The sequence below is a fragment of the Massilia timonae genome (assembly GCF_001866515.1).
In the GTDB taxonomy this organism is placed as follows: Bacteria; Pseudomonadota; Gammaproteobacteria; order Burkholderiales; family Burkholderiaceae_D; genus Telluria; species Telluria timonae.
The window spans coordinates 150,332-172,065 of sequence record NZ_JRYB01000001.1; the positions used below are offsets into that span (position 1 = coordinate 150,332).

Below are 21,734 nucleotides of genomic sequence, written 5' to 3' on the forward strand. Positions count from 1 at the left end.
GGACGGCGGAGGCGTCCACGACCCGGGATCAAGCGTGGCGATATGCGTTGATCGCATCGCGCGTCTCGCGCGCCACGCGCCGCGCCGCTTGGGCGAAATCCTCGCCCTCCTGCGGCGTCGCATACAGGATCGCGCGCGACGAATTGATCATCATGCCCGCGCCCGCCGCCGTGCGGCCGGCCTTGACGGTCGCCTCGACGTCGCCGCCCTGGGCGCCCACGCCCGGGATCAAGAGCGGCATGTCGCCCACCAGCTTGCGCACCTGCGCGATCTCGTCCGGGAAGGTCGCGCCCACCACCAGCGCGCACTGGCCGTTGCGGTTCCATTTGTCGGCGACCAGCTGGGCCACGTGCTGGTACAACGGACGCCCCGCCACGTCCAGGAACTGCAGGTCGGAGCCGCCCGCGTTCGAGGTGCGGCACAGCACGATCACGCCGCGGTCCGGCCATTCCATATAGGGCTCGACCGAGTCGAAGCCCATGTAGGGGCTGACCGTCACCGCGTCGGCGCCATAGCGCTCGAACGCTTCGCGCGCGTACTGGTGGGCGGTGGCGCCGATGTCGCCGCGCTTGGCGTCCAGCACCAGCGGGATGTGCGGGTAGGTGGCGCGCAGGTAGGCGCAGATTTGTTCCAGCTGGTCTTCGGCGCCGAGGGCGGCGAAATAGGCGATCTGCGGCTTGAAGGCGCAGGCCAGGTCGGCGGTCGCGTCGATGATGGCCTTGCAGAACTGGACGATGGCGTCCGGCTGGCCCTGCAAGTGGGCAGGCAGGCGCGCCAGGTCCGGGTCGAGGCCGACGCACAGCAGCGAATCGTTGCGGGCCCATGCGGCGGAAAGTTTGTTGATAAAATTCACCTCTAGCCCCTTGTATCTTTGTAAATGCAAACCCATTATTGTAACCGCCGGCGGTCCATCGCCGCTATTCAAGCGCCCCCCGGACGCCAAACTGTGGCTGTTTCAGGTATATTTTGATCATTCGACAACTTGTACACGCAAACAACATCATGACCAATTCCCTGATTTTCCGTTGGGCCCGTCTCCTCGGCGGCGCCGTCCTGGCCGGCGCCCTGCTGTCCGGCTGCGGCTACAACGAATTCCAGACCAAGGACGAAGCCACCAAGGCGGCATGGAGCGAGGTGGTGAACCAGTACCAGCGCCGCGCCGACCTGATCCCGAACCTGGTCAACACCGTCAAGGGCTACGCCTCGCATGAGAGCGCCACGCTGGAAGCGGTGACCCGCGCCCGCGCCCAGGCCACCAGCTTCCAGATCACGCCCGAGGTGCTGAACAACCCCGAGGCCTTCCAGAAGTTCCAGCAGGTGCAGGGCGAGCTGTCCGGCGCCCTGTCGCGTCTGATGATGGTCTCGGAAAAATACCCCGACCTGAAGGCCGACACGAGCTTCCGCGACCTGCAGTCGCAACTGGAAGGCACGGAAAACCGCATTACGGTGGCGCGCCAGCGCTATATCGCCTCGGTCCAGGATTACAACGTGACCGTGCGTCAGTTCCCCAAGAACTTGACGGCGATGGTGTTCGGCTATGACACCAAGCCCTCGTTCACCGTCGAGAACGAGAAGGCGATCTCGACCGCACCGACGGTCGACTTCGGCAAGTAAGCCGGCATGACCGCACTGTCGCGTTTTTTCTGCATCGTGCTGCTCGCGCTGGCTACCAGCGCATCGGCATTCGCTCAGCTGCAGCCTGTGCCAAAGCTGACCACGCGCGTCACCGACCAGGCCGGCATGCTCGACGCCGCCCAGCGCCAGCGCCTGGAAGCGGTGCTGGCCGACTACGAAGCCAAGACCGGCAGCCAGATCGCCGTGCTGCTGGTGAAGTCGACCGAGCCCGAGGCGATCGAGCAGTACAGCATCCGCGTCACCGACGCCTGGCGGCTGGGTCGCAAGGGCGTCGACGACGGCGTGCTGCTGCTGGTGGCGCGCGATAACCCCAGTGCGCTGCGCCGCCTGCGCATCGAGGCCGGACGCGGCGTGCAGGGCGTGCTGACCGACGCCCAATCCAAGCGCATCCTGCAGGACGTGATCGCGCCGCACTTCCGTCAAGAACACTATTACGAGGGCCTGGTCGCCGGTGTCGGCGCCATCGCCACCCTGCTCAACCAGGAAGCCTTCCCGGCGCCACCGCCGCAGCAACAGCAGCGCCAGGCGGCGAGCGACGGCGGCTTCCCGCTGTGGGCGATCTTCCTGATCATCATCGGCGCCTCCATGCTGCGCTCGGTATTCCGGCCGCGCCGCGGACGCACGGTCGGCACGCGGCGCGGCCAGTCGCACTGGGGCAGCGCCACCACCGGCTTCGTCCTCGGCAACATCATCGGCAATATGAGCCGCGGCGGTGGCGGCGGTTTCGGCAGCAGCGGCGGTGGCTTCGGCGGCGGCGGCTTTTCGGGCGGCGGCGGCGGCTTCGACGGCGGCGGCGCCTCGGGAGACTGGTAATGGGATCGATGACACACAAGATGCGCCGCGCCTGGCGCCACTGGAAGAGCAGCGCCAGCGAGGCGAAGCAGGCCTTCCCCGACGCGACCCTGGACGCGATCGCCGAAGCGATCGACCTTGGTGAACGCACCCACCGTGGCGAAGTGCGCCTGATCGTCGAGAAATCGCTGCCGTTCGAGGCGGCCTGGGAAGGCGTCACCAACCGCCAGCGCGCGATTGCCCTGTTCGCCGACTATGGCGTGTGGGACACCGAAGACAATTGCGGGGTGCTGATCTACGTGAACCTGGCCGAGCACAAGATCGACATCGTGGCCGACCGCGGCATCGACCGCAAGATCGATGCCGCCACCTGGCAGGCCGTATGCCGCACCATGACCGAGGGCTTCAGGCAAGGCAGCTTCCATGATGCGACCCTGGCCGCGGTCAACCAGGTCAACGCGCTGCTGCGCGAGCACTTCCCGTCCAGCGGCGAGCGGCCCAACGAGCTGCCGGACCGGCCGGTCATGCTGTAGTCGTCCCGTCCTGCTCGTCCAGCCACTCGCGCGCCAGCGCGCCGACCTCGGCGATTTCCACCCTCATGCGGCGCGTCTTGTGGCGCGCCCATACCCAGCCGCCTGCCAGCACCAGGGTCACCGCCACCGAAGACCATGCCGCATTCCAGGCGTCGCGCGCCGTGATCAGGGAGACCACCGGCGCCGGCGACAGAGCGATGGTGGTCCAGCGCGTCAGCCGCGCCAGACGCAAGCCGAGCAGCGCGCGGCGACGCCGCAGATCCAGCCAGTCGCGCAGGCTGGCGCCGCCTGGCTCCTGCAAGGCCTGCAGGCGGGTCCAGGTATAGGTGACCATGACGAAGCACATCACCAGCACATAGAACATCGTCCACGGCAACATGATGCCCTCGGTATCCAGCAAGGGCCAGCGGGCGACCAGCATGCCGGCAGCCACCGCAGCCAAAGCCCACTCGCCCGCGATCGTCCACATGATCAAACGACGCTCGCGCCGCGCGCGCGCAATCATCGCCGCCACGTCGGGCAACGGCACGGCGGTCGGCGCATCCGCGCCCCAGGCATCCTGCAGCTTCGCCCATTCATCCGCATCGTTCATCGTTCCTCCAGCCTTTCCTTGAGCGCGGCCTTGGCGCGATTGAGCCGCACGCCGACATTATTCACCGAGATGCCGAGCAACTGCGCGATCTCTTCATAGCGCATCCCTTCGAGCGCCAGCAGCACCAGCTGGCGCTGCCCGACCGGCAACTGGCGCAGCGCGACGAGCAGGCGTTGCTGCTGCTGGTTCAGGCCAGCCAGGGTTTCCGGCCCTGGTTGCTGGTCAACCCATTCCTCGTCAAGCTCCTCGTGCTGCGGCTGCGCCGCCGCGCGCATCACATGGCTGGCGCAGCGCCGGTGCGCGACGCCGATCACATAGGTCTTGAGGCTCGATTCGCCGCGAAAGGCCGGCAAGGCCTGCCACACGGCGAGCATGACGTCCTGCACCAGGTCGTCGCGCGCATGGCGGTTACGCTCGAAGCTGGCGGCGAAGCGCATCAGCATGCCGCCATGCTCGGCCATCAAGCGCTTGAATTCACTGTCCTGCGAAGCGGTCATCACAGCCCGAACACGAAGCGTTCGCTGGCCAGGCGCCGGCTGCCGAAGGCGACCAGCAAGGCGGCGGCGCCCAGGCAGCCGGCCGCCGACAACGCCAGCAGCTGGGGCGCCACGGCCTGGCCGGCGAGCAGCGCACTCAGTTGGGCGTGCTGGCTGAACATCGGCAGCAGATGGGCGGTGGACGGCGACGTGGGGCCGAGCTTTTCCATCATGAGCAGCATCGGCGCCAGTTGCAGCAGGTTGAGATAGATCTGCCCTTCCTTGTGAGTGCGGGCATGCAGCGCCACCACGCATTGCAGGGCGCCCACCAGCAGCGCCAGAGGCAGCAGGATGATCAGCATCTGCACGAGCAGCGCCGCGTCGGGCGCGAAGGCGACGCCCACTTCATGCAGCGGCAGGCGTTCGAGCGCCTGCACCGACAGCAGCAGCGCCGCGGCGCTGCTGGCGTAGCCGAACAGCGAGGCGGTCAGCCATTTGCCGATGAAGAGCGTAGCGGGCGCCACCGGCTGCGCCAGCAAGGCCTCGAGCGAGCGCCGTTCGCGTTCACCGCCGGTCGCGTCCAGGGCCACGTGCGAGCCGCCGACGACCAGGCCGAGCAGCCAGAACAGCGGCAAGGCGCCCAGCACCAGCGCCGCGCGTCCGCCCTGGCTGCCCATGTCGCGCAGTTGCAGGTGCAGGGCGCCGGCATGGCCGGGCGCCACGCCGGCAGCCAGCAAACGCTGGCCGGACAGCTGCGCGCCGTAGCCCGCCACCAGCGCCTGCACGCGCTGGACCTGGCGCCGGGCGTCGTCATCGGACATGTCGGCCCACAGGGCCAGCGTGGCCTCGCGTCCCTGGGCCAGTTCGCGCGGCGCCCGCGCCGGCACTTCCAGCACCACCGAGCCCGGCGCAGCCGCCAGCAGGCTCTCCGGCTTCGCGTCGCTCTCCCGCAGCGTGACGCCTGCGGCCTCCAGGTGCCGCACAAGCCCTGGCGCATGGGCCGCCCCCACCAGGTGCAGCGGCCGCACGCCGGCGTCAAGCTCGGACGCGATCATCGCCTTGAGCACGGCCGCCAGTACGAAGGGGCCGAGCAGCGCGAACAGCAATCCCGCCATCATCGATCGGCGGTCACGCACGGCATCCATCACCTCTTTCGTCACCACGGTCCACAGTGCCTGTCCCTTCATGCCGCCATCCCCTCATCGCTGCCGATCACTTCGACGAATGCCTGTTCCAGGCCGCTGCTGCCGGTCTGCGCCAGCAGCGCCGGCGTCGTCCCGGCAAAGCGCACCCGGCCCGCGGCCAGCACCACCACCTGGTCGCACAACTGGGCCGCCTCCTGCATCACGTGGGTCGACAGCAGCACCGCTGCTCCACGCGTCCTTGCCCGCATCAAGGCCTCGCGCACGGCGCGCGTGCTCATCACGTCCAGGCCGCGCGTGGGCTCGTCCAGCACCAGCACGGCAGGATCATGCAGCAAGGCGCGCGCCAGCGCCACCTTGATGCGCTGGCCGGCCGAAAATCCGTTGCAGGCGCGCCCCGCTTCGGCCTCCAGTCCCACCTCCTGCACGACGCGCTCGATGGCGCGTTCGAGCATGGCGCCGCGCATGCCGTGCAGGCGGCCGAAATAGCGCAGGTGGTCGCGCGGCGTGAGCCGCTCATACAGCCCGAATTCGTCGGTGACGATGCCGAGCCGGCGCCGCGCGGCGAGCGGTGCGCGCGTCACGTCGATGCCGTCGATGGCGACCCTGCCGCTGTCCGGCGCCAGCAGGCCATACAGGATGCGCAGGCAGGTCGACTTGCCCGCGCCGTTCGGCCCCAGTAGCGCGGTGATGGCGCCGGGACGGGCCGTGAAGCTGACCTCGTCCAGGGCCTGCAAGGTCTTGAAACGTTTACCGATCCGGTTCACGACGATCATGGCGCGCTCCTCACAGGGTGGGCTGGCCGTCGGCCAGCACGAACGGGGGACGGCGAATCGCCGCCAGGCAGGCGCCGTCCACGGCGGCGGGAATGGCATGCTCGAGGAAGGCGGCGATCAGGCGCGGCGCGCAGCCGGCGCCGCTGAAGGTATGGCCGGCGCCGGCCGCCACCAGCACCCGGCTGTGGCGCAAGGTGCGCGCCGCCAGGTGGGCGTTTTCCGGCGGCGTGACCGGATCGAGGCCGCCCGCCAGCAGCAACGTCGGGACGTCCGACACGACGGCGCGCGTCAGTTCGGCGTCGAGCCGCGCCGCCGGCCATGCCGCGCACCAGTCGCGCCAGCCCCTTGCATAGTCTTCGCCGAAGCGGCTTGCGCCGGCGTCATCGCGCATGGCGGCGGCATGGGTGAACGGCGCTTCTTCAGCGCACAGCACCGACAGGGTCTGGCCGAAGGTCATGCCTTCCAGGCTCCAGCCGGCCAGGGCGTCGTACAGGGCAAGCAGGGGCTGCGGCCGGCCATTGGCGGCGGCGTGGATGGCGAACGGCAGCACGCTGGCATGCTGGGCGCTGTACATGGCGCCACGCAGCAGTTGCGGCACCGCCCCGGCCTGGTGCGGACCGAGGGCCGGCAGCGCCAGCACGGCGTCGAGCTCGCGCGCCAGGTTCGGGAAGGCCCTGGCGCAGCCCCGGTCGGCGGCGCAGTCGGCCAGCAGGCGCTCGAGCGCCGTCTGGGCGTGACGCGACGACAGCAGGATGCGGGCATTGGGCGGCGCCACCGAATCGAGCACCATGCCGCGCACGCTGCCGGGATAGCGCCGCGCATACATCAGCGCGGTGCGGGTGCCATACGAACCGCCCCACAGGCTGAACTGGCGGTAGCCGAGCGCGCGCCGCAGCTCCTCGAAGTCGGCCAGCGCGGCTTCGGTATGGAAGTGGCGCGGGTCGGCGTCGAGTCCCGCCAGGCAGGCGCGCAGGCTGGCCTGGGCCGCTGCCGTGTCGCCTTGCGCGATCGCCGCCTCGGGCATCGGGCAGCGCAGCGGGTTCGATCGGCCGGTGCCGCGCTGGTCGACCAGGAGGATGTCGCGCCGCTTGCGCACTTCACGGAAGGCGGTGGCCAGCAGCGGCCCGTAGTCCATGGCGGCCTGGCCGGGACCGCCGGCCAGCACCAGCAGCGGGTCGGGCGCCGCCGGTTTCGCGGTGGCCTTGATGCGGGCAAAGTGAATCGTGATGCGGCGGCCGGCCGGATTGGCCCGGTCTTCCGGCACGTCGAGCGTGCCGCACTCGACCCGCTCGGGGAAATGCGGCAGGTGGCAGGGCGCGAGGGCGGCGGCCATGCCGGAATACAGCAGCATCGACAGGAACAGGGTCCAGGCGAGGGCGAGATGCTTGCGGGTCATGCTTGTTCCCGTTGTGGTGGAGATACCTGCTTAGTCGCGCGCCGCATGGAAAACTTACACGCGCATCGACGATCATGCATGACGGGTAGCCGCGACGAGTGGTTAGAATGGCGGCCTTTGCCTCTCTACGAAAGCCCGCCATGAAACTCAACCAGAAGATTGCCATCGTCACCGGCGCCAGCCAGGGCATCGGCCTGGCCTGCGCCCAGCGCCTGGTGCGCGAAGGCGCGCGCGTGATGCTCGTCGACCTCAAGCCTGAAGTCGAGCAGGCCGCCGCCAGCCTGGGCGACGCCACCCGCTTCTTCCGCGCCGACGTCGGCGTCAAGAAGGAGGTCGACGCGATGATCCAGGCCACCCTCGACGCGTTCGGGCGCATCGACATCCTGGTCAACAACGCGGGCGTGACCCATGCGGCCGATTTCCTCGACCTGGAAGAAGACGATTTCGACCGCGTGCTGCGCGTGAACCTGAAATCGATGTTCCTGTGCAGCCAGGCGGCGGCGCGCGACATGGTGAAACGCGGCGAAGGCGGCTGCATCATCAATATGTCGAGCGTCAACGCCGAGCTGACCATCCCGAACCAGGTGCCCTATGTGGTGTCGAAAGGCGGCGTCAACCAATTGACCCGGGTGGCGTCGATCGCCCTGGCCCAATATGGCATCCGCGTCAATGCGATCGGCCCGGGCACCATCCTGACCGAACTGGCCAGGCAGGCCGTGCTGGGCAGCCCGGAGGCCCGTCACACCATCCTGTCGCGCACGCCGCTGGGCCGCTGCGGCGAGCCGGAAGAAGTCGCCTCGATCGCCGCCTTCCTGGCCAGCGACGACGCGTCGTACATGACCGGCCAGACGCTGTACGCCGACGGCGGCCGCATGGCGCTGAACTACACGGTGCCGGTACGCGACTGACAATGACCGAAACGGGGCAGATATTACTTTAACGCATGTCTGGTATCCAAACTCGCAATTGGACACCCGAATGGCCGACCCCGATAATTACACCTGTCTCCACTATTCTCCTCCAAGAAAATAGTTTTGAGCCCGCGCAAGAGCGGGCTTTTTTTTTGCCTGAAACGGCCAGGAAGGCCGCCGCTACGTAGTTCTACGTATAAGGCACATGCATGACGCGACGGCGCCCGTCGGTCATTTGATACCGCCAGAACTTTGCGCTTAGTCACAATCGCGTCACAAACTCTCCCTATACTAAGAATCACCTGTCATACACGCAACCGATATGCCTGATGACAGCAGGTGTGCAGCGCCCGGGGTGCTACACACCAACCGATTTCGCATCTCTTGGCCCGATCTTGGGTTGTGCCCGCCACCGGCGGGCATTTTTTTAGGTGCCCGCAGGCTGGAACTTGACCTGTTGCAGACTGGTCTCACTCTCTGCCCCAGCGCAACCCGCAGTAAAAAAATTGTCACAGCGCTTGAAGCCGTCGCTGATTTGACTATCATAAAGTTCGCGCTTCCGATTCGGCCACGGGTCGGAAGACCACGTACAACGAAACGTCCAAGGGAACCCGTCCTATGAACCTACGTGTACCAGCCAACGCCCCCGACACTTGCCGCCGCCATCATGAAGACGGCGACCTCGTCCTGAGCGAACTCAATCCGGGCGCCGTCGTCGACACGCTCGACAGCGACAGCACGCCGCTCAACCTGCTCACTTTCGGCAGCGTCCGCGAAGTCTGCCCCAAGTGCCAGCAAGCCCACTTAAAGCTGGTCTTGCGACAGGGCAGCGTGCGCATGGCCCACCTGTTCTGTGCCGATTGCGAAAGCTGTTTCGACGCCCATTACGCAGATGGCGCGCCGGCCCTGACGATCTGATCTGGCATTAACGTGCGGGCAATTGGCTGCAAGCGTGGTATGGTTGCCGCTCTACGCGTCCACCTTACGCGCCCACCTTACGCATCCACCTACCCCGTTCGCCTCGATGCCCGCTCTGTCGTCCCTGCTGCACCCCCCACCCACAGTCCGCCGCGCCCTGCATGGCTTCGCCCTGCTCGGGCTGCTGGCCATCCTGGTGGCGGGCTCGATCCCCGGCGCCCGCGCCGAGGTCGGCGCCTATGCGTCCGGCGTGGTGCTGCATGGCATGACCTACGCCTTCCTGGCCGCCCTGTGGTTCCTGGGCGCCACCGGCACGCCGCTCCAGCGCGCCCTGAAGGCGATGCTGGCCATCGCGCTGATGGGCGCCGTCGACGAATGGGTGCAAAGTTTCTTCCCGTATCGCTCGGGCGACGTGCGCGACTGGCTGGTCGACGTCACGGCCGCCACCCTCGCCTCCACCGTGCTGGCGGTGCTGGCCAGCCGCGCTCCGCGGCCGGCGCCGGCGACGCGTCGGCGCTGACCATCATCCTCCGTTCGGGTTCCGCAAAGAACCCTCCAGCTTGATCCAACCGGCCTCCAAAGGAAGTCAGCTGGAACGCTGCCGCACTTCCCGCCTCTTATCCTCGTGGCGCGCGGCATCGTCACATCCCCACTAAACATCCAAACGAGGAGTTGATCATGAAGCAAACACACCAGAGCGTGGCCATGGCGGGCCTGCTGGCGGTCGCGCTCGCCATTTCGGGGTGCGCCGCCATGCGTGGCGAAGCATCCAGCGGATCGTCGTCGAGTGGCGCCAGCGGCGCCAGCGGCAGCACCGGAACCAGCGACTACGGCGCGGGATCCAGCGGCTCCTCGGGCACCTCGGGCACCTCGGGCACCCCGGGCACCTCGGGCAGCAGCGGCACGACCACCGAGAGCATCCAGGACGGCGCCGGCGTCTCGGGCAGCTCCGACACGTCGGGCAGCTCGGGCAGCTCGGGCGCCTCCGGCGCCAGCGGCTCCGGCACCTCCAGCATGCAGGACGACGGCAGCGGCGGCGCCTCGACCGCGGGCGCGGCCGCGGCCAGCGCGGCGCCCAACAGCACCGTGCTGGCGATCGAGGTCCTGCCGGCATCGAGCGGCATTACCGAGGGCGATTCGTCGATGGGCAGCAGCGGCGCGGCCGGAGCGACCAGCAGCGCCGGCAGCAGCCAGTCCTATCGCGTCACGGTGCGCATGGACGACGGCAGCACGCAGGTGGTCACCCACGGCGCCACACCCGACTTCCGCAGCGGCGACCGTATCAACGTGACGGGTGGCGCCATCCAGCGCTAGCCGGGCCGCGCCGCCGGGTGGACCGGCCGTCCACCCGTGACAGAAGCAAACGAGGGATTGCCGGGCTCAGGGCGTGCCCGGGTCCTTGCCCTCCTCCACCTCGCGGTGAAACATCGGGATGTTGCGCGTCGCATTGCTGATGACATCCAGCGGCAGCTTGGGCGTCCGGTCGGCGTTCAGCAAGCCATTGGCCTCCTGGAAGGTGTCGGCGAACTGGGTATAGCAGAAGCCGCTGAACATGAAGGTCTCATTCACCACCTGCAGCAGGCGCCGGTACTGCTTGAGATAGCTTTCCGCCGTATGGGCGCGGCTATAGCCCCAGGTGGTCTCGTCCGGATTCGGGGTCTGCTTCGGATCGTAGGCGATGCCGCCGAATTCCGTCAGCACGATCGGCTGGCCGCGGTGCGGGAAGCCATCCAGGGTCAGGATGCGCCCGCCGGGACGCCGCTGGTCGAACAGGGTGCGCACCGGATCGGTGACGGCGTAGCGCGCCAGGATTTTCTCCGGGTCGCTGTCGTAGTCGTGGATGCCGAGGATGTCGGTGGCCGACGCCTCCCAGCCGTCGTTGCCGATCACCGGACGGGTCGAATCGAGCGTGCGCGTCAGGTGGTATAGCGCTTCGACCGCGTTGCGATGGGCCTGGGTCAGGGTCAGGTTGGGCACGCCCCACGACTCGTTGAAGGCCACCCACACGATGATGCAGGGATGGCTGTAGTCGCGCTCGATCGCCTCGGTCCATTCCTTGACCATGCGCGTGATCGCGCGCGGGCTGAAGCGGTAGGCCGAGGGCATCTCTTCCCATACCAGCAGGCCCAGCTTGTCGGCCCAGTACAAAAAGCGCGGGTCTTCGATCTTCTGGTGCTTGCGCACGCCGTTGAAGCCCATCAGCTTGACCAGTTCGACGTCGCGTTTCAGGTGCTGGTCCGACGGCGCCGTCATGAACGATTCTGGCCAGTAACCCTGATCCAGTACCAGGCGCAGCTGGTAAGGGCGGCCGTTGAGCATGAAGCGGTCGCGGTTGATCGACACCGAACGCAGCGCCGTGTACGAGCGGATGCGGTCCAGCACCACGTCGCCGCAGCGCAGGGTCACTTCGGCGTCGAGCAGGGTCGGCCGCTCCGGGCTCCACAGGATCTCGTTGCGCGAATCGTCGATGCCGGGGTCGGACAGCGCGATCTTGCGGTTGGCTTCGCCGGCCAGCAGCTTGTAGTAATCGTCCGCCAGCAGCTGGTCGCCGTGCCAGATCTTGACCTCGACAAACAGCTCCTGCTGGATGTCACCGGTCGCGAACACTTCGCAACCGATCTCGTAGGTCTCGAACACCGGCGTCCAGCGCAGCTTCTGGATATAGGTCGGCGCCACCTGCTCGACCCAGACGGTCTGCCAGATGCCGGTCGTGCGCGGATACCAGATCGAGTGCGCGTCGAGCAGCCAGTCCTGCTTGCCGCGCGGCTTGGCCAGGTCGGCCGGATCGTCCTCGACCCACACCGTCACCGTCTGCTTGCCGTCGGCCTGCATGGCGCAGGTGATGTCGGCCGAGAACGGCGTATGGCCGCCCTCGTGCTCGGCCACCAATTGGCCGTTGACCCACACCTTCGCGCTGTAGTCGACCGCGCCGAAGTGCAGTATCGTGCGCCCGTCGTTGGGCATGAGTTCGAAGTCGCGCTGATACCAGACCACGCGGTGGAAACCGGTGTCCTGGATGCCGCTCATCTCGGTCTCGGGAGCGAACGGCACGGTGATCTCGTGCGTCCACTCCTTGACGTCGGACGGCATGAAGTACTTGCCCTCGTCATCGAAGCAGAACCGCCACTTGCCGTTCAGGTTCTGCCACTGGTCGCGCACCAGCTGTGGACGGGGATATTCAAACTGGTTCATCGTGGTCCTTTCTGTCAGTCGGCACCGGCACCAGGATCCGGCCTTGGCGTCCATCTTGGTTATAGGCCGCCAGCGCGCTGGCGGCGGCTTGCTGCGCCTGGCCCTTGCGGCACAGCGCCACGCAGGCGCCGCCGAAGCCGGCGCCGGTCAGGCGCGCGCCCAGCACGCCGGGGGCGGCGCGCAGGGCCTCGCACAGCGCGTCGAGTTCCGGGATCGAGACCTCGTAGTCGTCGCGCAGGCTGAAATGCGATGCATTCATCAATTCGCCGAAGCGCTCGGCGCTCACGCCTTGCGCCGCTTCGAGCACGCGCAGGTTTTCCTGCACCACGTGGCGCGCCCGCTCGCGCAGCGGCGGCGGCAGGCTCTCCACCGAGGCCGGGTCGGCGACGTCGCGCAGCGCCTGCACGCCGAGCTTTTTCGCGCCCTCCTCGCATTCGGCGCGGCGCTCGTTGTACTTGCTGGCGGCGAGCTTGCGCGCCACGCCCGAGTCGACCACGATCAGCTCGGTGTCTGGCGGCAGCGGCACCAGGCGATGCTCCAGCGTGCGGGCGTCGATGAACAGCATATTGCTCTCGTCGGCCAGGCTGGACGCCATCTGGTCCATGATCCCGCAATTCACGCGCGCATACTCGATCTCGGCGCGCTGGGCGATGCGGGCCAGCTTGACGTCGTCCAGCGCATCGGGCCCGATATCCAGCAGCGCGCGCAGGGCGCGCAGCATCGCCACCTCGAGCGCGGCCGAGGACGACAGGCCCGAGCCGACCGGCAGGTCGGTCTCGACGTACACGCGCAGCGGCGGCACCTCGATTCCTTCCGCCTGCACCAGCCGGATGCAGCCCTCGATATAGCTGCCGAAGCCCTGCGGCGCGCTGCCGTCGCGGGCGAAGGTCACGGTCGCATCGAGGTTCGGCGAATAGAAGTGGAAATGGTCGTCGCCGCTGCGGCTGAGCGCCACCATGGTGCGCTGGGGCGTCGCCACCGGCAGCATGAAGCCGTCGTTGTAGTCGGTGTGCTCGCCCAGCAGGTTGACCCGGCCCGGGGCCGAGGCGTTCACTTCGGGCGCTCCGCCAAAGAAGGTGTCGGGGTTCAAGGTCATGCCTGCGCCTCCAGCCAGAGCGGCCGCTTGCGGCCATGGACGTCCAGCGCCGGCCAGCCCGGATCGCACGTCAGGTTCTCGAGCCCCTGCGGGCCGAGCAGGAAGGTGTCTTCGATCTTCATGCCGCCGAAGCTGGGGTTGAAGGCGAAGGCCATGCCTTCCTCGAGCTGGGTCGCGGTGCTGGCGGTGGCCACGATCTCGCGCGCCAGGTAGCCGGTGATGCCGCCCTGGTGGTGCTCGCGGATCGCGCCTTCGACGTCGGCATGGTGGTAGGCCTGGGCCAGCGCATGATAGACGCTCGACAGCGATTTACCCGGCGCCACGGCGGCCAGGCCGGTGGCCTCGACATCCATCAGCGCGCGCTGCGCCTCGGGCGCCGAGCCGGCGCCGCCGAAGCTCACGAAGCGGGTCAGGTTCGCATACAGGCCGTGGCGGCGCGCGCAGAACACCAGCATGGCGCGCTCGCCGAGCGGCTCGTGCGACGGCGTCGCGTGGCGGTACAGGGGCAGGCGCCGCGCGCCGGCCGCCAGCACCAGGGCCGGATGGATGCCGCGCCGCCACAGCGCCTCGGCGCCGGCGCCGGCCAGCTGCTGCTCGGTCCAGTCGGGCCTGGCCCGGTGCAGCACTTCCGTCATCGCCTCGGCGGCCTCGCGGCCCAGCAGGCGGTAGCGCGCCTGTTCGGCGTCGCCCAGCACCAGCTTGCGTTGGCGCAGCGCCAGCGGCAAGGGAAGTTCCTCGCCCACGGGACGGTCGGACAGGACGGCGCGGCCCTGGGCCGCATTGGCGACGAAGCGCTCGCGCAGCTCCGGCTCGGCCCACGGTTCGATGTGGAAGGTGAAGCCGCCCGGGACTTCCTCGGCGCGCAGACGCTCGCCCTCGATCTCGTCGGTCAGCACGCAGGCGTCGTCCTGCGTGACGAGCACTTCGGCGACGCCGACGCCGGTGGTCAGCAGCACCGCGCTCGAGCCGCCGGCCGTGACCCAGGCGAACCAGTCGGTGCCGCGCAGGCGCACCGCGCCGGCCCCTTCCTGGACCAGTGTCGCGCGCAGCAGCGCCAGTTTGTCGGCCACCTCCGTGGCCCGCATATCCAGCCCCGTCATGCGGCGTCCTCCAGGCTGACTTCGACCTGCTGCAATTCATAGGCCGTGGTTTCGGGCAGCACGTCCATCGCGAACATGCCGGCCGCCAGCTCGGTGCCGGCCAGGTATTTCAGGCGGTCGCGCGTGCGGTAAGGCGGATAGAACTGGGCGTGCAGCTGGGTTTCCGGGTGCTCGGCGCCGTCGGTCGGAGCCTGGTACCAGGCCATCAGGTAGGGGAAAGGCCGGTTCCACAGGGTCTCGTACTTGAGCAGCACGGTCTTGAGCGCGCGCGCCAGTCCTTCGCGCTGCGGCGGCGTGAGCGCGGCGAAATCCTTGCACGGCGCGGTCGGCATCACCCACACTTCGTAGGGATAGCGCGCGCAGGCCGGCACGAAGGCGATCGCGTACTCGTCCTGGTACAGCACGCGCCGGCCGTCGGCGGCCTCGTCGCGCGCCATGTCGCACAGCAAGCTGGCGCCGTGCTGCAGATAGTATTCGCGCTCCTGCGCCAGCATGCGCGCCGGCACCGCCGGCACGAAGGGATAGGCATAGATCTGGCCGTGCGGATGGTGCAGGGTCACGCCGACCTCGGCGCCGCGGTTCTCGAACGGCAGCACGTAATGGATGTGCTGGTGACTGCCGATGCGGGTGGTGCGATCGCCCCAGACCTGCAGCAGGAGCTCGATGCGCGACAGCGGCAGGTGGGCCAGCGCCGCATGCGGATCCTGCGTGAACACCACCACCTCGCAATGGCCGTTGGCCGGCGCGGTCGGCACCGTCGCCAATGGCGGATCGTGCGACTCCAGCGCCAGCGAAGGAAAGCGGTTGTCGAACACGGCGATCTCGTAGTCGCCGGCCGGCATCTCGGTGGGATGCTCCTGGTCCACGGTCGGCGCCAGCGGGTTGTATTGCGGCGGCGGCTGGTAGGTGCGGTTCTGGCGGAAGGCGGCGTAGGTCACCCATTCGCCGCGCAGCGAATGCCAGCGCAGGTGTGGATTCGCATGCTGCGGATCCGGGAACGGACTGGGCGCGACGATGCCGTCAGGGATCGGCCCATTGCTGTACAGGGTGAGGTGACGTCCGTCCGGTTTCTTGAGTTCTTTACTATGCATGGCAACAGTTCAGGTTCGATCAAGCGTTCGGTCAAGCATTGGTCGGTCCGGGCGCAAGCGCGCACGCCGGATACCAATGCATCGGCGCGCTCGCGGCACGAGAAACCGATCCTAACATGCTGTTTTCGCCACACTTTCAGAGGCGTACAAACTCATTTTCCGGGCGACAATACCGCTCTGTCACAGGGGCGAGACAGCGCTCAGTCTAAGACGTGGATTCATAAGGGACAGTGCATGAGCTAGCCCTCGCACTTCAAAATATTGTAGGCACATACCTACATCGCAAATAGAAGTAATTACACCAAACGCCAAGAAAAACGCTGACACGCACAGCAAGGCAATGTCAGCGCATATTGCTACCAGGCAGCTTATTCCTGACGCAGAGGAAGCGTGAAATAGAAGGTCGATCCGACGCCGACTGCGCTGTCGACCCAGAGGCGACCACCTTCCTGCTCGACGATCCCCTTGACGATCGACAGGCCCAGGCCTGCGCCCTTTTCCGAACCGACACGCCCCTGGGTGAAGCGATCGAAAATGCGCGGCAACAACTCCGGCGCGATGCCGATGCCCGTGTCCGCGACCGAGACGACGACCTCGCCGTCGCTGTGGCGCGCGGCCACGGTGATGCGGCCTCCCGCCGGCGTGAACTTGAGCGAATTGCTGATCAGGTTACCCAGCACCTGCTCGACGCGCGCCCGCTTGCAGGCAATCATGAGCTTGCCGGGCTCGACCGCCGCGGAGACGCCGACCTCGGCTTTTCTCGCCAGCGGCAGCGCCAGGTCGATCGCTTCGCGGATCAGCGCATTCACGTTTTCCAGCTGCAGGCCGGGCGCCAGGGCGGCGTGCTCCTTCTTGGCGAAATCCAGGACCGACGTCACCAGCCGCTCGATCGAGTCGGTCGCACGCAGGCCACGCGCGACCAGTTGCGCCAGCATGGCCGGCGTGAGCGCCTGGTCCATCTGCATCACCTGCAAGGTCATCTTCAGCACGCTCAGCGGGTTGCGGATGTCGTGCGACACCATGTGGACCAAGCTTTCCTTCTCGAGGCTGGCGCGCTCGGCCAGCTCCCTGGCGGCCTGCTCCTGCCGGAAGGCGCGCCGCAGGCCATAGGCAAGCACGCTGACCCGGAAGTCCGACACCGCCTCGACCTCGGCGCGTTTCCATGGCGTGGCCACGCCATCGACCACCTGCTTCCATGAATCGAAGGAAAAACGCGGATGCAGCCGGGCGACGCCGTCCTCGACCTGCACCCGTTTATCGGGCGCGCCGGCCCACACCACGGTCGTGATGACTTCGGGACGAAACCACAATACGTAGTTCTGGTCGGCCTTCAGGATCGACATTGCCAGCAGGCCGCTGGCGATGTCCTTGTATTGCCGGGCTTGCGGAAAGAAATTGCCCAACTGATTGGTCGCGTAAATCTGCTCATCGGCATGCTCGGCCGACAGCCACTCGACCAGCAGTTCGAGTTGCCCGACATCCGGCGTCTGCCCGATCGTGGTCCAGCTGCCGTTGTAATAGATCGCGGCGCTGCCGGCGCCGGCCAGGTCCAGCACGTCCTGGCTGCGCTTGACCAGCCCCGGGACGAGGTCGTCCTCTTCTTCGGTACGCGCGATCAGCTTCGCATGTATCCGTTTCAACTCGCCCCGGTAGCGCTGGTCTTCCATCGACTCCTTCAGCACCAGCTGCGACGACACGATCTGCGCGATCATCTTGGCGCCCAGGCGGCGGTCGGAGCCCAGCTTGTTGGGGGTCGGATGATGGCAGGCGATCAGGCCCCACAGCTTGCCGCCATCGATCAGCGGCAGCGTGAGCGTGGCGCCGACGCCCATATTGCGCAGGTACTCGACATGCAACGGGGACACGCTGCGCAGCGCCGACAGGCCAAGATCGAGGGCACCGCCCGTGGCCGGATTCCGGTCGGGGTAAATCGGCACTGGCGCATAGCCGACGTCCGGAATCATGCGCAGCCAGTTTTCGAGGAAAATCCGCCTTGCCTGCGCCGGAATGTCCGAGGCCGGGAAATGATGGTGCAGGTACGAGTGCGCCTGTTCCGATTTGGCTTCGGCGACGACGTCGCCATGCCAATCCTCGGTGAAGCGGTAGATCATCACGCGGTCGAAGCCGGTGATCATCCTTACCTGCTCGGCGGTGCGCTGGCACAGGTCAAGCAGGCTGCTCGCGGCGAATACCACGTGAACGGCGCTGCGGATCGAACGTTGCAGCGAGGTGGACAGCGCCTCCTGCGGCGCCAGGGCCTCGCACTCGAGGATCAGCACGCCGTGCCGCAGGTGGGCCGTCAGCTCCCATTCCCGCTCGCATTGCGTGGCCAGATCGAGAATGGGAATGACCAGGGGCGCCGCCTCGACCAGATCGTCGGCGCTGATATACGCCCGCAACGAGGCCAGCGCGGTGGCCGACAGATGCTCGGCCAGCGAACGGTTGACCAGCGAAACGGCATTGACGCCAAAGACCTCGGCGCAGTTGACGCTGGCGTTGGTGATCTTCAGTGAAGGAATGTCGATACTGACCAGGATGCCGAACGGCTGGATCGCGCCCGGGATGTGGATCGGTTCGTTCTCGCACTCGACCAGGGTGGCTTGCGAAATCGTCTGGCTCATGTGTATCAGATACTCGGGATGTTGCGGGATGTTGAGAAAACCCGCTTCCACTCGATACTAAAGCCAAACGATTAAATACGCGGAGTCGAAAGTCGGGCACGACTTCACATTCTATCGCCGGCATTCAAGCAAATTTTCACTTGCCAATAATTTAGACGATCGGCAATTTTTTCAAGGCGCAAGAGCAAGTCTTAACCATTGACTTCGATGCGCTTACCTGGCCAGGTCGACCAGGACGGCCGTGTACATCTGCAGGTTCAGCAACAGCTGCTTGGTGGTGATGAATTCGTGTTCCGAGTGACCGGTGTACTTCTGGCCCGGCATCGATGGACCGAAGCTGACCGCGTTCGGGAACAGGCGCGAATTGGTGCCGCCGCCGATCGCCACCGGTTTGGCGTCCTTCATGCCGGTGAAATAGGAGAACGTCGACAGCAGGGTCGGCACCTGCGGCGCATTCTCGAGAATCCAGGGGTCGCGTACGCCGACCCTGACGTTCGCCAGCGGCAGGCGGCGCGCCTGCCACTCGGCCAGGGCGGCGTCGATCTCGGACGTCAGCTGCTCGGTCGTCTTGCCGCGCGGCCGGCGCACATTGATCGCGACCTCGATGCCTTCGTCCAGCTGGCGGATCACGGTCGGCTTGAAGGTCATCGGGCCCATGAAGCTGTCGCGGTAGGCGATCTTGCCGAACTTCTCGCCGTAATAACCGGTGCCGACCAGGTCGTTCAGGTAGTTCACCACGCCGCCGGCCACCGTGTTCGGCCAGTCGCGCACCGCCAGCGCGTCGGCCAGCATGCTGACCGCGTTCACGCCTTCCTGCGGCTTGGACGAGTGGGCCGACACGCCTTTCGCGACCACCTTCAGGTTCGCGCCCTGGCGCTCGAAGGTGTAGCGCATGTCGTCCTGCGCCGCGGCGCGCGCGCGGATCTGCCGCTCGATCTCCGGCGTGGCATTGGCCACCAGCGCCTCGGCGTCTTCGGGAATCTGGGTATTGAAGGAGCCGCCCCTGAATTCGGCGATATGGGCGTCGCCGGCCGCCGGGAGCGCGGCGCCCGCCTTCGGGATCGTCACGGCCACGGTGCCGCCGCCCTTCTCCGCCGTCACCACCGGATACTCGGCGTCGAGCGTGATGCTCATTTGCGGCGGCACGTGGGTCTTGAGGAATTCGGTCAAGGGTTCCCAGTCCGACTCCTCGCCCATGTACACATACAGTTCGATGCGCTTGTTCAAGGGGATCTGGCGGTCGCGGATCGTCTTCATCGCATACAGCGCGGTGGCGATCGGTCCCTTGTCGTCCTCGGCGCCGCGCGCGATCAGCTTGCCCGGCTCGCTGGTGCGGTCCAGCACGAAGGGCGACTTCTTCCATTTGCCCGGGTCGACCGGCTGCACGTCGCCATGGGTCACGATGCCGACCCGCTCGCTGCCCTTGCCGAGACCGACGATGACGGTCCAGCCATGGTCCTCGTAATCGAGGCCGAGACGCTCGGCCTCCTCTTTCAACGCGGCCTTGAACGCGATATGGACCGGATTCAGGTCGGACGGGTAGCGCGCATCGACCACCGTATTGAAGCTGACCAGCCTGGCCAGGGTATCGACCACGTCGTTGCGGTAGGTCTGGACCGCATACTTGGCGGCGCTGACGGCGGCGTCGCTCGGCGCCGTCGCCGGCGCGGAAGATGCGGCAGGCGCTGCTGTTGCAGTGGCGGCGCCGGTGGCGGCGGTCCACGCCAGCACCAGGCTGGCAATCAAGGCTTTCTTGTACATACAACTCCAGGAAACGGCGCAGGAATACGGCGCGGGATTGCAAATGCGCAAGGAGTCTAGCACAGGCATGTGTGCACCCGATCCGCGTTTTCCGCGTATCGTTAGGCGCTTCGCACCAAGAGAAAACGCCCATGACCGACAAGACCATCCGCCGCCTGCACCCCGCCCTGCGCGACGACATCGGCGACCTGCTGACGCAGCGCCCCGTGCCCTCGCACCACCTCGAGCAGATCGACCCGTTCCTGTTCCTGAACCATCACGGCCCGCAGGTCTACGGACCGCACAACCGCGGCCTGCCGTTCGGACCGCATCCGCACCGCGGCTTCGAGACCGTCACCTTCATCGTCGACGGCATGCTGGCGCATCGCGACAGCGCCGGCCACGAGAGCGTGATCCACGCCGGCGGCATCCAGTGGATGACGGCCGGCAGCGGCATCGTGCACGCCGAGGTCTCGCCGCGCGATTTTCTGGAACGCGGCGGCCCGCTCGAGATCCTGCAGCTGTGGGTGAACCTGCCGTCGCGCCTGAAGATGAGCGCGCCCGCCTATACCGGCCTGCAGCGCGACCAGATCCCCGCCCTGCCGCTCGATGGCGGCAAGGTGACGCTGCACCTGATCGCCGGCGAGTGGGAGACGAGCACGGGACCGGTGCAGTCATTGACCGGCGTGTTCATGAGCACGGTCGCGATGCAGGCCGGAGGACGCTTGAAGGTCGCCGGCCTGCAGGGACGCAACGTGCTGCTGTACGTGGTGCGTGGACGTATCGGCGTGGGCGACCCCGGCGATCTCGTCGACGCTTACCAACTCGTGGAACTGGACGACGACGGCGACGCCCTGCACATCCGGGCCGAGGCCGATTCGCTGCTGCTGTTCGGCCATGCCGAACCGATCCGCGAACCGGTGGTGGCGCACGGTCCCTTCGTCATGACCACCCGCGAAGAGATCGTGCAGGCAATCGCCGACTACCAGGCCGGGCGCTTCGGTTCGACGCAGGCTTGAGACCACCCGAGGTTCGCGCCGGGTTCAGCGCTGGGTCGACGCCACGGCGCGCCTGTCGCCCTCGCGCACGAAGACGGTTTCCGGAATCCGGTCGCCCTGGAAGCGCAGGCTCAGCTCCCTGTCCACGGCGACAAAGCGCTTGCTGCCGACGTGGACCAGTTCGACCGGCCCGTCGCCCAGGTCGGCATACAGGGCCCGCTGACTGCCATTGAGCTTGCCGCTCACCTGCAGCACGCGGCCGTCCTCGAGCGCATATTCACCCTGCACACGGTCATACATGAACGGCGCCATCCTTACCTGCTTGACGTTGGGGGCGCGGACTTTGACCACTTCGTTGTCGGTCGTTTGCGGCGCCGCGCCGCTGGAGAACGAAACGGCGGCGACGGCGGCGAACAGGGCGATGTGCTTGATGCGCATGATGCTTTTCCTTTCAGGTCGAATGCGAGAGAAGAACCTGTGCGGCAAGCGTTCGGTCGCTCGTGAAGAGGCCGCATGGTCCACGTGTTTCGTCGTCGCCAGGGCTGCTGTTTTTGTCTGGCGATGAAGCCAGTCTAGCCAGACTTCGCGAACGCTCAAGCGGCAGTGGGATGAAGCGCCGAAACGCGCGATGAAACGCTGAAAACGTGAGGTGAATGGGAGGTGCATATGGGCCCCGTTCGAGCACGTCTGCACCCCGTCTGCATGCCTGTTTCCTCCTGCGGCGC

At 67.0% G+C, this 21,734-nt stretch carries 21 protein-coding genes; 8 read left to right on the plus strand and 13 right to left on the minus strand.

From position 1 onward, the window contains the following. Positions 1-28: 28 nt before the first annotated feature. Positions 29-853, minus strand: coding sequence for an orotidine-5'-phosphate decarboxylase (pyrF, locus tag LO55_RS00705; RefSeq protein ID WP_040777044.1), 825 nt, complete (start codon positions 851-853; stop codon positions 29-31). Positions 854-1,002: 149 nt separating this feature from the next. Between pyrF and LO55_RS00710 the strand changes: the two genes are divergently transcribed. The 3 genes from LO55_RS00710 to LO55_RS00720 are packed head-to-tail and all read left to right on the plus strand — an operon-like array spanning position 1,003 to position 2,960. Continuing rightward, the gene (locus tag LO55_RS00710; protein ID WP_071360046.1) at positions 1,003-1,614 is read left to right on the plus strand and encodes a LemA family protein; all 612 of its coding nucleotides are present in this window, start codon (positions 1,003-1,005) and stop codon (positions 1,612-1,614) included. A 6-nt stretch (positions 1,615-1,620) separates the two neighbouring features. Beyond that, the gene (locus LO55_RS00715) at positions 1,621-2,448 is read left to right on the plus strand and encodes a TPM domain-containing protein (protein ID WP_071360047.1); all 828 of its coding nucleotides are present in this window, start codon (positions 1,621-1,623) and stop codon (positions 2,446-2,448) included. Next, on the plus strand, positions 2,448-2,960 hold the full coding sequence (locus LO55_RS00720; protein WP_071360048.1) for a TPM domain-containing protein: 513 nt from the start codon (positions 2,448-2,450) through the stop codon (positions 2,958-2,960). Before LO55_RS00715 ends, LO55_RS00720 begins: the two co-directional genes overlap by 1 nt. Here the strand turns inward: LO55_RS00720 and LO55_RS00725 are convergent. The 5 genes from LO55_RS00725 to LO55_RS00745 are packed head-to-tail and all read right to left on the minus strand — an operon-like array spanning position 2,950 to position 7,342. After that, positions 2,950-3,552 carry a hypothetical protein gene (locus LO55_RS00725; RefSeq protein ID WP_071360049.1) on the minus strand — a complete coding sequence of 201 codons (603 nt, stop codon included), beginning with the start codon at positions 3,550-3,552 and terminating at the stop codon, positions 2,950-2,952. The two genes, LO55_RS00720 and LO55_RS00725, sit on opposite strands and share 11 nt — an antisense overlap. After that, positions 3,549-4,049 carry an RNA polymerase sigma factor gene (locus LO55_RS00730; protein WP_071360050.1) on the minus strand — a complete coding sequence of 167 codons (501 nt, stop codon included), beginning with the start codon at positions 4,047-4,049 and terminating at the stop codon, positions 3,549-3,551. The genes LO55_RS00725 and LO55_RS00730 overlap by 4 nt, the downstream gene beginning before the upstream one ends. Then, the gene (locus LO55_RS00735; protein WP_071360051.1) at positions 4,049-5,215 is read right to left on the minus strand and encodes an ABC transporter permease; all 1,167 of its coding nucleotides are present in this window, start codon (positions 5,213-5,215) and stop codon (positions 4,049-4,051) included. The genes LO55_RS00730 and LO55_RS00735 overlap by 1 nt, the downstream gene beginning before the upstream one ends. After that, positions 5,212-5,946 (minus strand): ABC transporter ATP-binding protein, encoded by a 735-nt coding sequence (locus LO55_RS00740; protein WP_071360052.1) that lies wholly within the window; start codon positions 5,944-5,946, stop codon positions 5,212-5,214. The genes LO55_RS00735 and LO55_RS00740 overlap by 4 nt, the downstream gene beginning before the upstream one ends. Positions 5,947-5,956: 10 nt before the next feature. After that, the gene (locus tag LO55_RS00745; protein ID WP_071360053.1) at positions 5,957-7,342 is read right to left on the minus strand and encodes an alpha/beta hydrolase; all 1,386 of its coding nucleotides are present in this window, start codon (positions 7,340-7,342) and stop codon (positions 5,957-5,959) included. A 140-nt stretch (positions 7,343-7,482) separates the two neighbouring features. Here LO55_RS00745 and LO55_RS00750 point away from each other — a divergent pair, with 140 nt between their 5' ends. The 4 genes from LO55_RS00750 to LO55_RS27145 all read left to right on the plus strand — a co-directional run bounded on the left by LO55_RS00750 (position 7,483) and on the right by LO55_RS27145 (position 10,485). Next, positions 7,483-8,250: an SDR family NAD(P)-dependent oxidoreductase gene (locus tag LO55_RS00750; RefSeq protein WP_071360054.1), complete on the plus strand. Its 768-nt coding sequence runs from the start codon at positions 7,483-7,485 to the stop codon at positions 8,248-8,250. A gap of 621 nt (positions 8,251-8,871) precedes the next feature. Next, a complete protein-coding gene (locus LO55_RS00755; protein WP_071360055.1) occupies positions 8,872-9,171 on the plus strand; it encodes a hypothetical protein in 300 nt (99 codons plus the stop codon). Between the two features lie 106 nt (positions 9,172-9,277). Next, positions 9,278-9,691, plus strand: a complete 414-nt coding sequence (locus LO55_RS00760) for a VanZ family protein (protein ID WP_071360056.1) — start codon at positions 9,278-9,280, stop codon at positions 9,689-9,691. 158 nt (positions 9,692-9,849) lie between these two features. Then, positions 9,850-10,485: a hypothetical protein gene (locus LO55_RS27145; RefSeq protein WP_143054428.1), complete on the plus strand. Its 636-nt coding sequence runs from the start codon at positions 9,850-9,852 to the stop codon at positions 10,483-10,485. Positions 10,486-10,551: 66 nt separating this feature from the next. On the opposite strand, the gene LO55_RS00770 is transcribed toward LO55_RS27145, so the two are convergent. The 6 genes from LO55_RS00770 to LO55_RS00795 form a co-directional block, all read right to left on the minus strand. Then, positions 10,552-12,363, minus strand: a complete 1,812-nt coding sequence (locus LO55_RS00770) for a glycoside hydrolase family 2 protein (protein WP_071360058.1) — start codon at positions 12,361-12,363, stop codon at positions 10,552-10,554. Next, positions 12,350-13,459 carry a galactokinase gene (gene galK, locus LO55_RS00775; protein WP_071360059.1) on the minus strand — a complete coding sequence of 370 codons (1,110 nt, stop codon included), beginning with the start codon at positions 13,457-13,459 and terminating at the stop codon, positions 12,350-12,352. Before galK ends, LO55_RS00770 begins: the two co-directional genes overlap by 14 nt. Next, a complete protein-coding gene (locus tag LO55_RS00780) occupies positions 13,456-14,559 on the minus strand; it encodes a M24 family metallopeptidase (protein WP_005668764.1) in 1,104 nt (367 codons plus the stop codon). The genes galK and LO55_RS00780 overlap by 4 nt, the downstream gene beginning before the upstream one ends. After that, entirely contained in the window at positions 14,556-15,650 is a 1,095-nt protein-coding gene (gene galT, locus LO55_RS00785) for a galactose-1-phosphate uridylyltransferase (protein WP_071360060.1), read from the minus strand. The genes LO55_RS00780 and galT overlap by 4 nt, the downstream gene beginning before the upstream one ends. Positions 15,651-16,018: 368 nt before the next feature. Next, entirely contained in the window at positions 16,019-18,271 is a 2,253-nt protein-coding gene (locus LO55_RS00790; protein ID WP_071360061.1) for an ATP-binding protein, read from the minus strand. A 213-nt stretch (positions 18,272-18,484) separates the two neighbouring features. After that, on the minus strand, positions 18,485-20,032 hold the full coding sequence (locus LO55_RS00795) for a dipeptidase (protein ID WP_071360062.1): 1,548 nt from the start codon (positions 20,030-20,032) through the stop codon (positions 18,485-18,487). A gap of 131 nt (positions 20,033-20,163) precedes the next feature. On the opposite strand from LO55_RS00795, the gene LO55_RS00800 reads away from it, so the two are divergent. Next, the gene (locus LO55_RS00800; RefSeq protein WP_071360063.1) at positions 20,164-21,030 is read left to right on the plus strand and encodes a pirin family protein; all 867 of its coding nucleotides are present in this window, start codon (positions 20,164-20,166) and stop codon (positions 21,028-21,030) included. Positions 21,031-21,054: 24 nt separating this feature from the next. Here the strand turns inward: LO55_RS00800 and LO55_RS00805 are convergent, their stop codons facing one another. Beyond that, positions 21,055-21,447 (minus strand): hypothetical protein, encoded by a 393-nt coding sequence (locus LO55_RS00805; protein WP_071360064.1) that lies wholly within the window; start codon positions 21,445-21,447, stop codon positions 21,055-21,057. Positions 21,448-21,734 lie beyond the last annotated feature (287 nt).

Coding starts and splice junctions, on each gene's coding strand:
- LO55_RS00710 (WP_071360046.1), top strand. CDS start 1,003: ATGACCAATTCCCTGATTTTCCGTTGGGCCCGTCTCCTCGGCGGCGCC.
- LO55_RS00715 (WP_071360047.1), top strand. CDS start 1,621: ATGACCGCACTGTCGCGTTTTTTCTGCATCGTGCTGCTCGCGCTGGCT.
- LO55_RS00720 (WP_071360048.1), top strand. CDS start 2,448: ATGGGATCGATGACACACAAGATGCGCCGCGCCTGGCGCCACTGGAAG.
- LO55_RS00725 (WP_071360049.1), bottom strand. CDS start 3,552: ATGAACGATGCGGATGAATGGGCGAAGCTGCAGGATGCCTGGGGCGCG.
- LO55_RS00730 (WP_071360050.1), bottom strand. CDS start 4,049: ATGACCGCTTCGCAGGACAGTGAATTCAAGCGCTTGATGGCCGAGCAT.
- LO55_RS00735 (WP_071360051.1), bottom strand. CDS start 5,215: ATGAAGGGACAGGCACTGTGGACCGTGGTGACGAAAGAGGTGATGGAT.
- LO55_RS00740 (WP_071360052.1), bottom strand. CDS start 5,946: ATGATCGTCGTGAACCGGATCGGTAAACGTTTCAAGACCTTGCAGGCC.
- LO55_RS00745 (WP_071360053.1), bottom strand. CDS start 7,342: ATGACCCGCAAGCATCTCGCCCTCGCCTGGACCCTGTTCCTGTCGATG.
- LO55_RS00750 (WP_071360054.1), top strand. CDS start 7,483: ATGAAACTCAACCAGAAGATTGCCATCGTCACCGGCGCCAGCCAGGGC.
- LO55_RS00755 (WP_071360055.1), top strand. CDS start 8,872: ATGAACCTACGTGTACCAGCCAACGCCCCCGACACTTGCCGCCGCCAT.
- LO55_RS00760 (WP_071360056.1), top strand. CDS start 9,278: ATGCCCGCTCTGTCGTCCCTGCTGCACCCCCCACCCACAGTCCGCCGC.
- LO55_RS27145 (WP_143054428.1), top strand. CDS start 9,850: ATGAAGCAAACACACCAGAGCGTGGCCATGGCGGGCCTGCTGGCGGTC.
- LO55_RS00770 (WP_071360058.1), bottom strand. CDS start 12,363: ATGAACCAGTTTGAATATCCCCGTCCACAGCTGGTGCGCGACCAGTGG.
- galK (WP_071360059.1), bottom strand. CDS start 13,459: ATGACCTTGAACCCCGACACCTTCTTTGGCGGAGCGCCCGAAGTGAAC.
- LO55_RS00780 (WP_005668764.1), bottom strand. CDS start 14,559: ATGACGGGGCTGGATATGCGGGCCACGGAGGTGGCCGACAAACTGGCG.
- galT (WP_071360060.1), bottom strand. CDS start 15,650: ATGCATAGTAAAGAACTCAAGAAACCGGACGGACGTCACCTCACCCTG.
- LO55_RS00790 (WP_071360061.1), bottom strand. CDS start 18,271: ATGAGCCAGACGATTTCGCAAGCCACCCTGGTCGAGTGCGAGAACGAA.
- LO55_RS00795 (WP_071360062.1), bottom strand. CDS start 20,032: ATGTACAAGAAAGCCTTGATTGCCAGCCTGGTGCTGGCGTGGACCGCC.
- LO55_RS00800 (WP_071360063.1), top strand. CDS start 20,164: ATGACCGACAAGACCATCCGCCGCCTGCACCCCGCCCTGCGCGACGAC.
- LO55_RS00805 (WP_071360064.1), bottom strand. CDS start 21,447: ATGCGCATCAAGCACATCGCCCTGTTCGCCGCCGTCGCCGCCGTTTCG.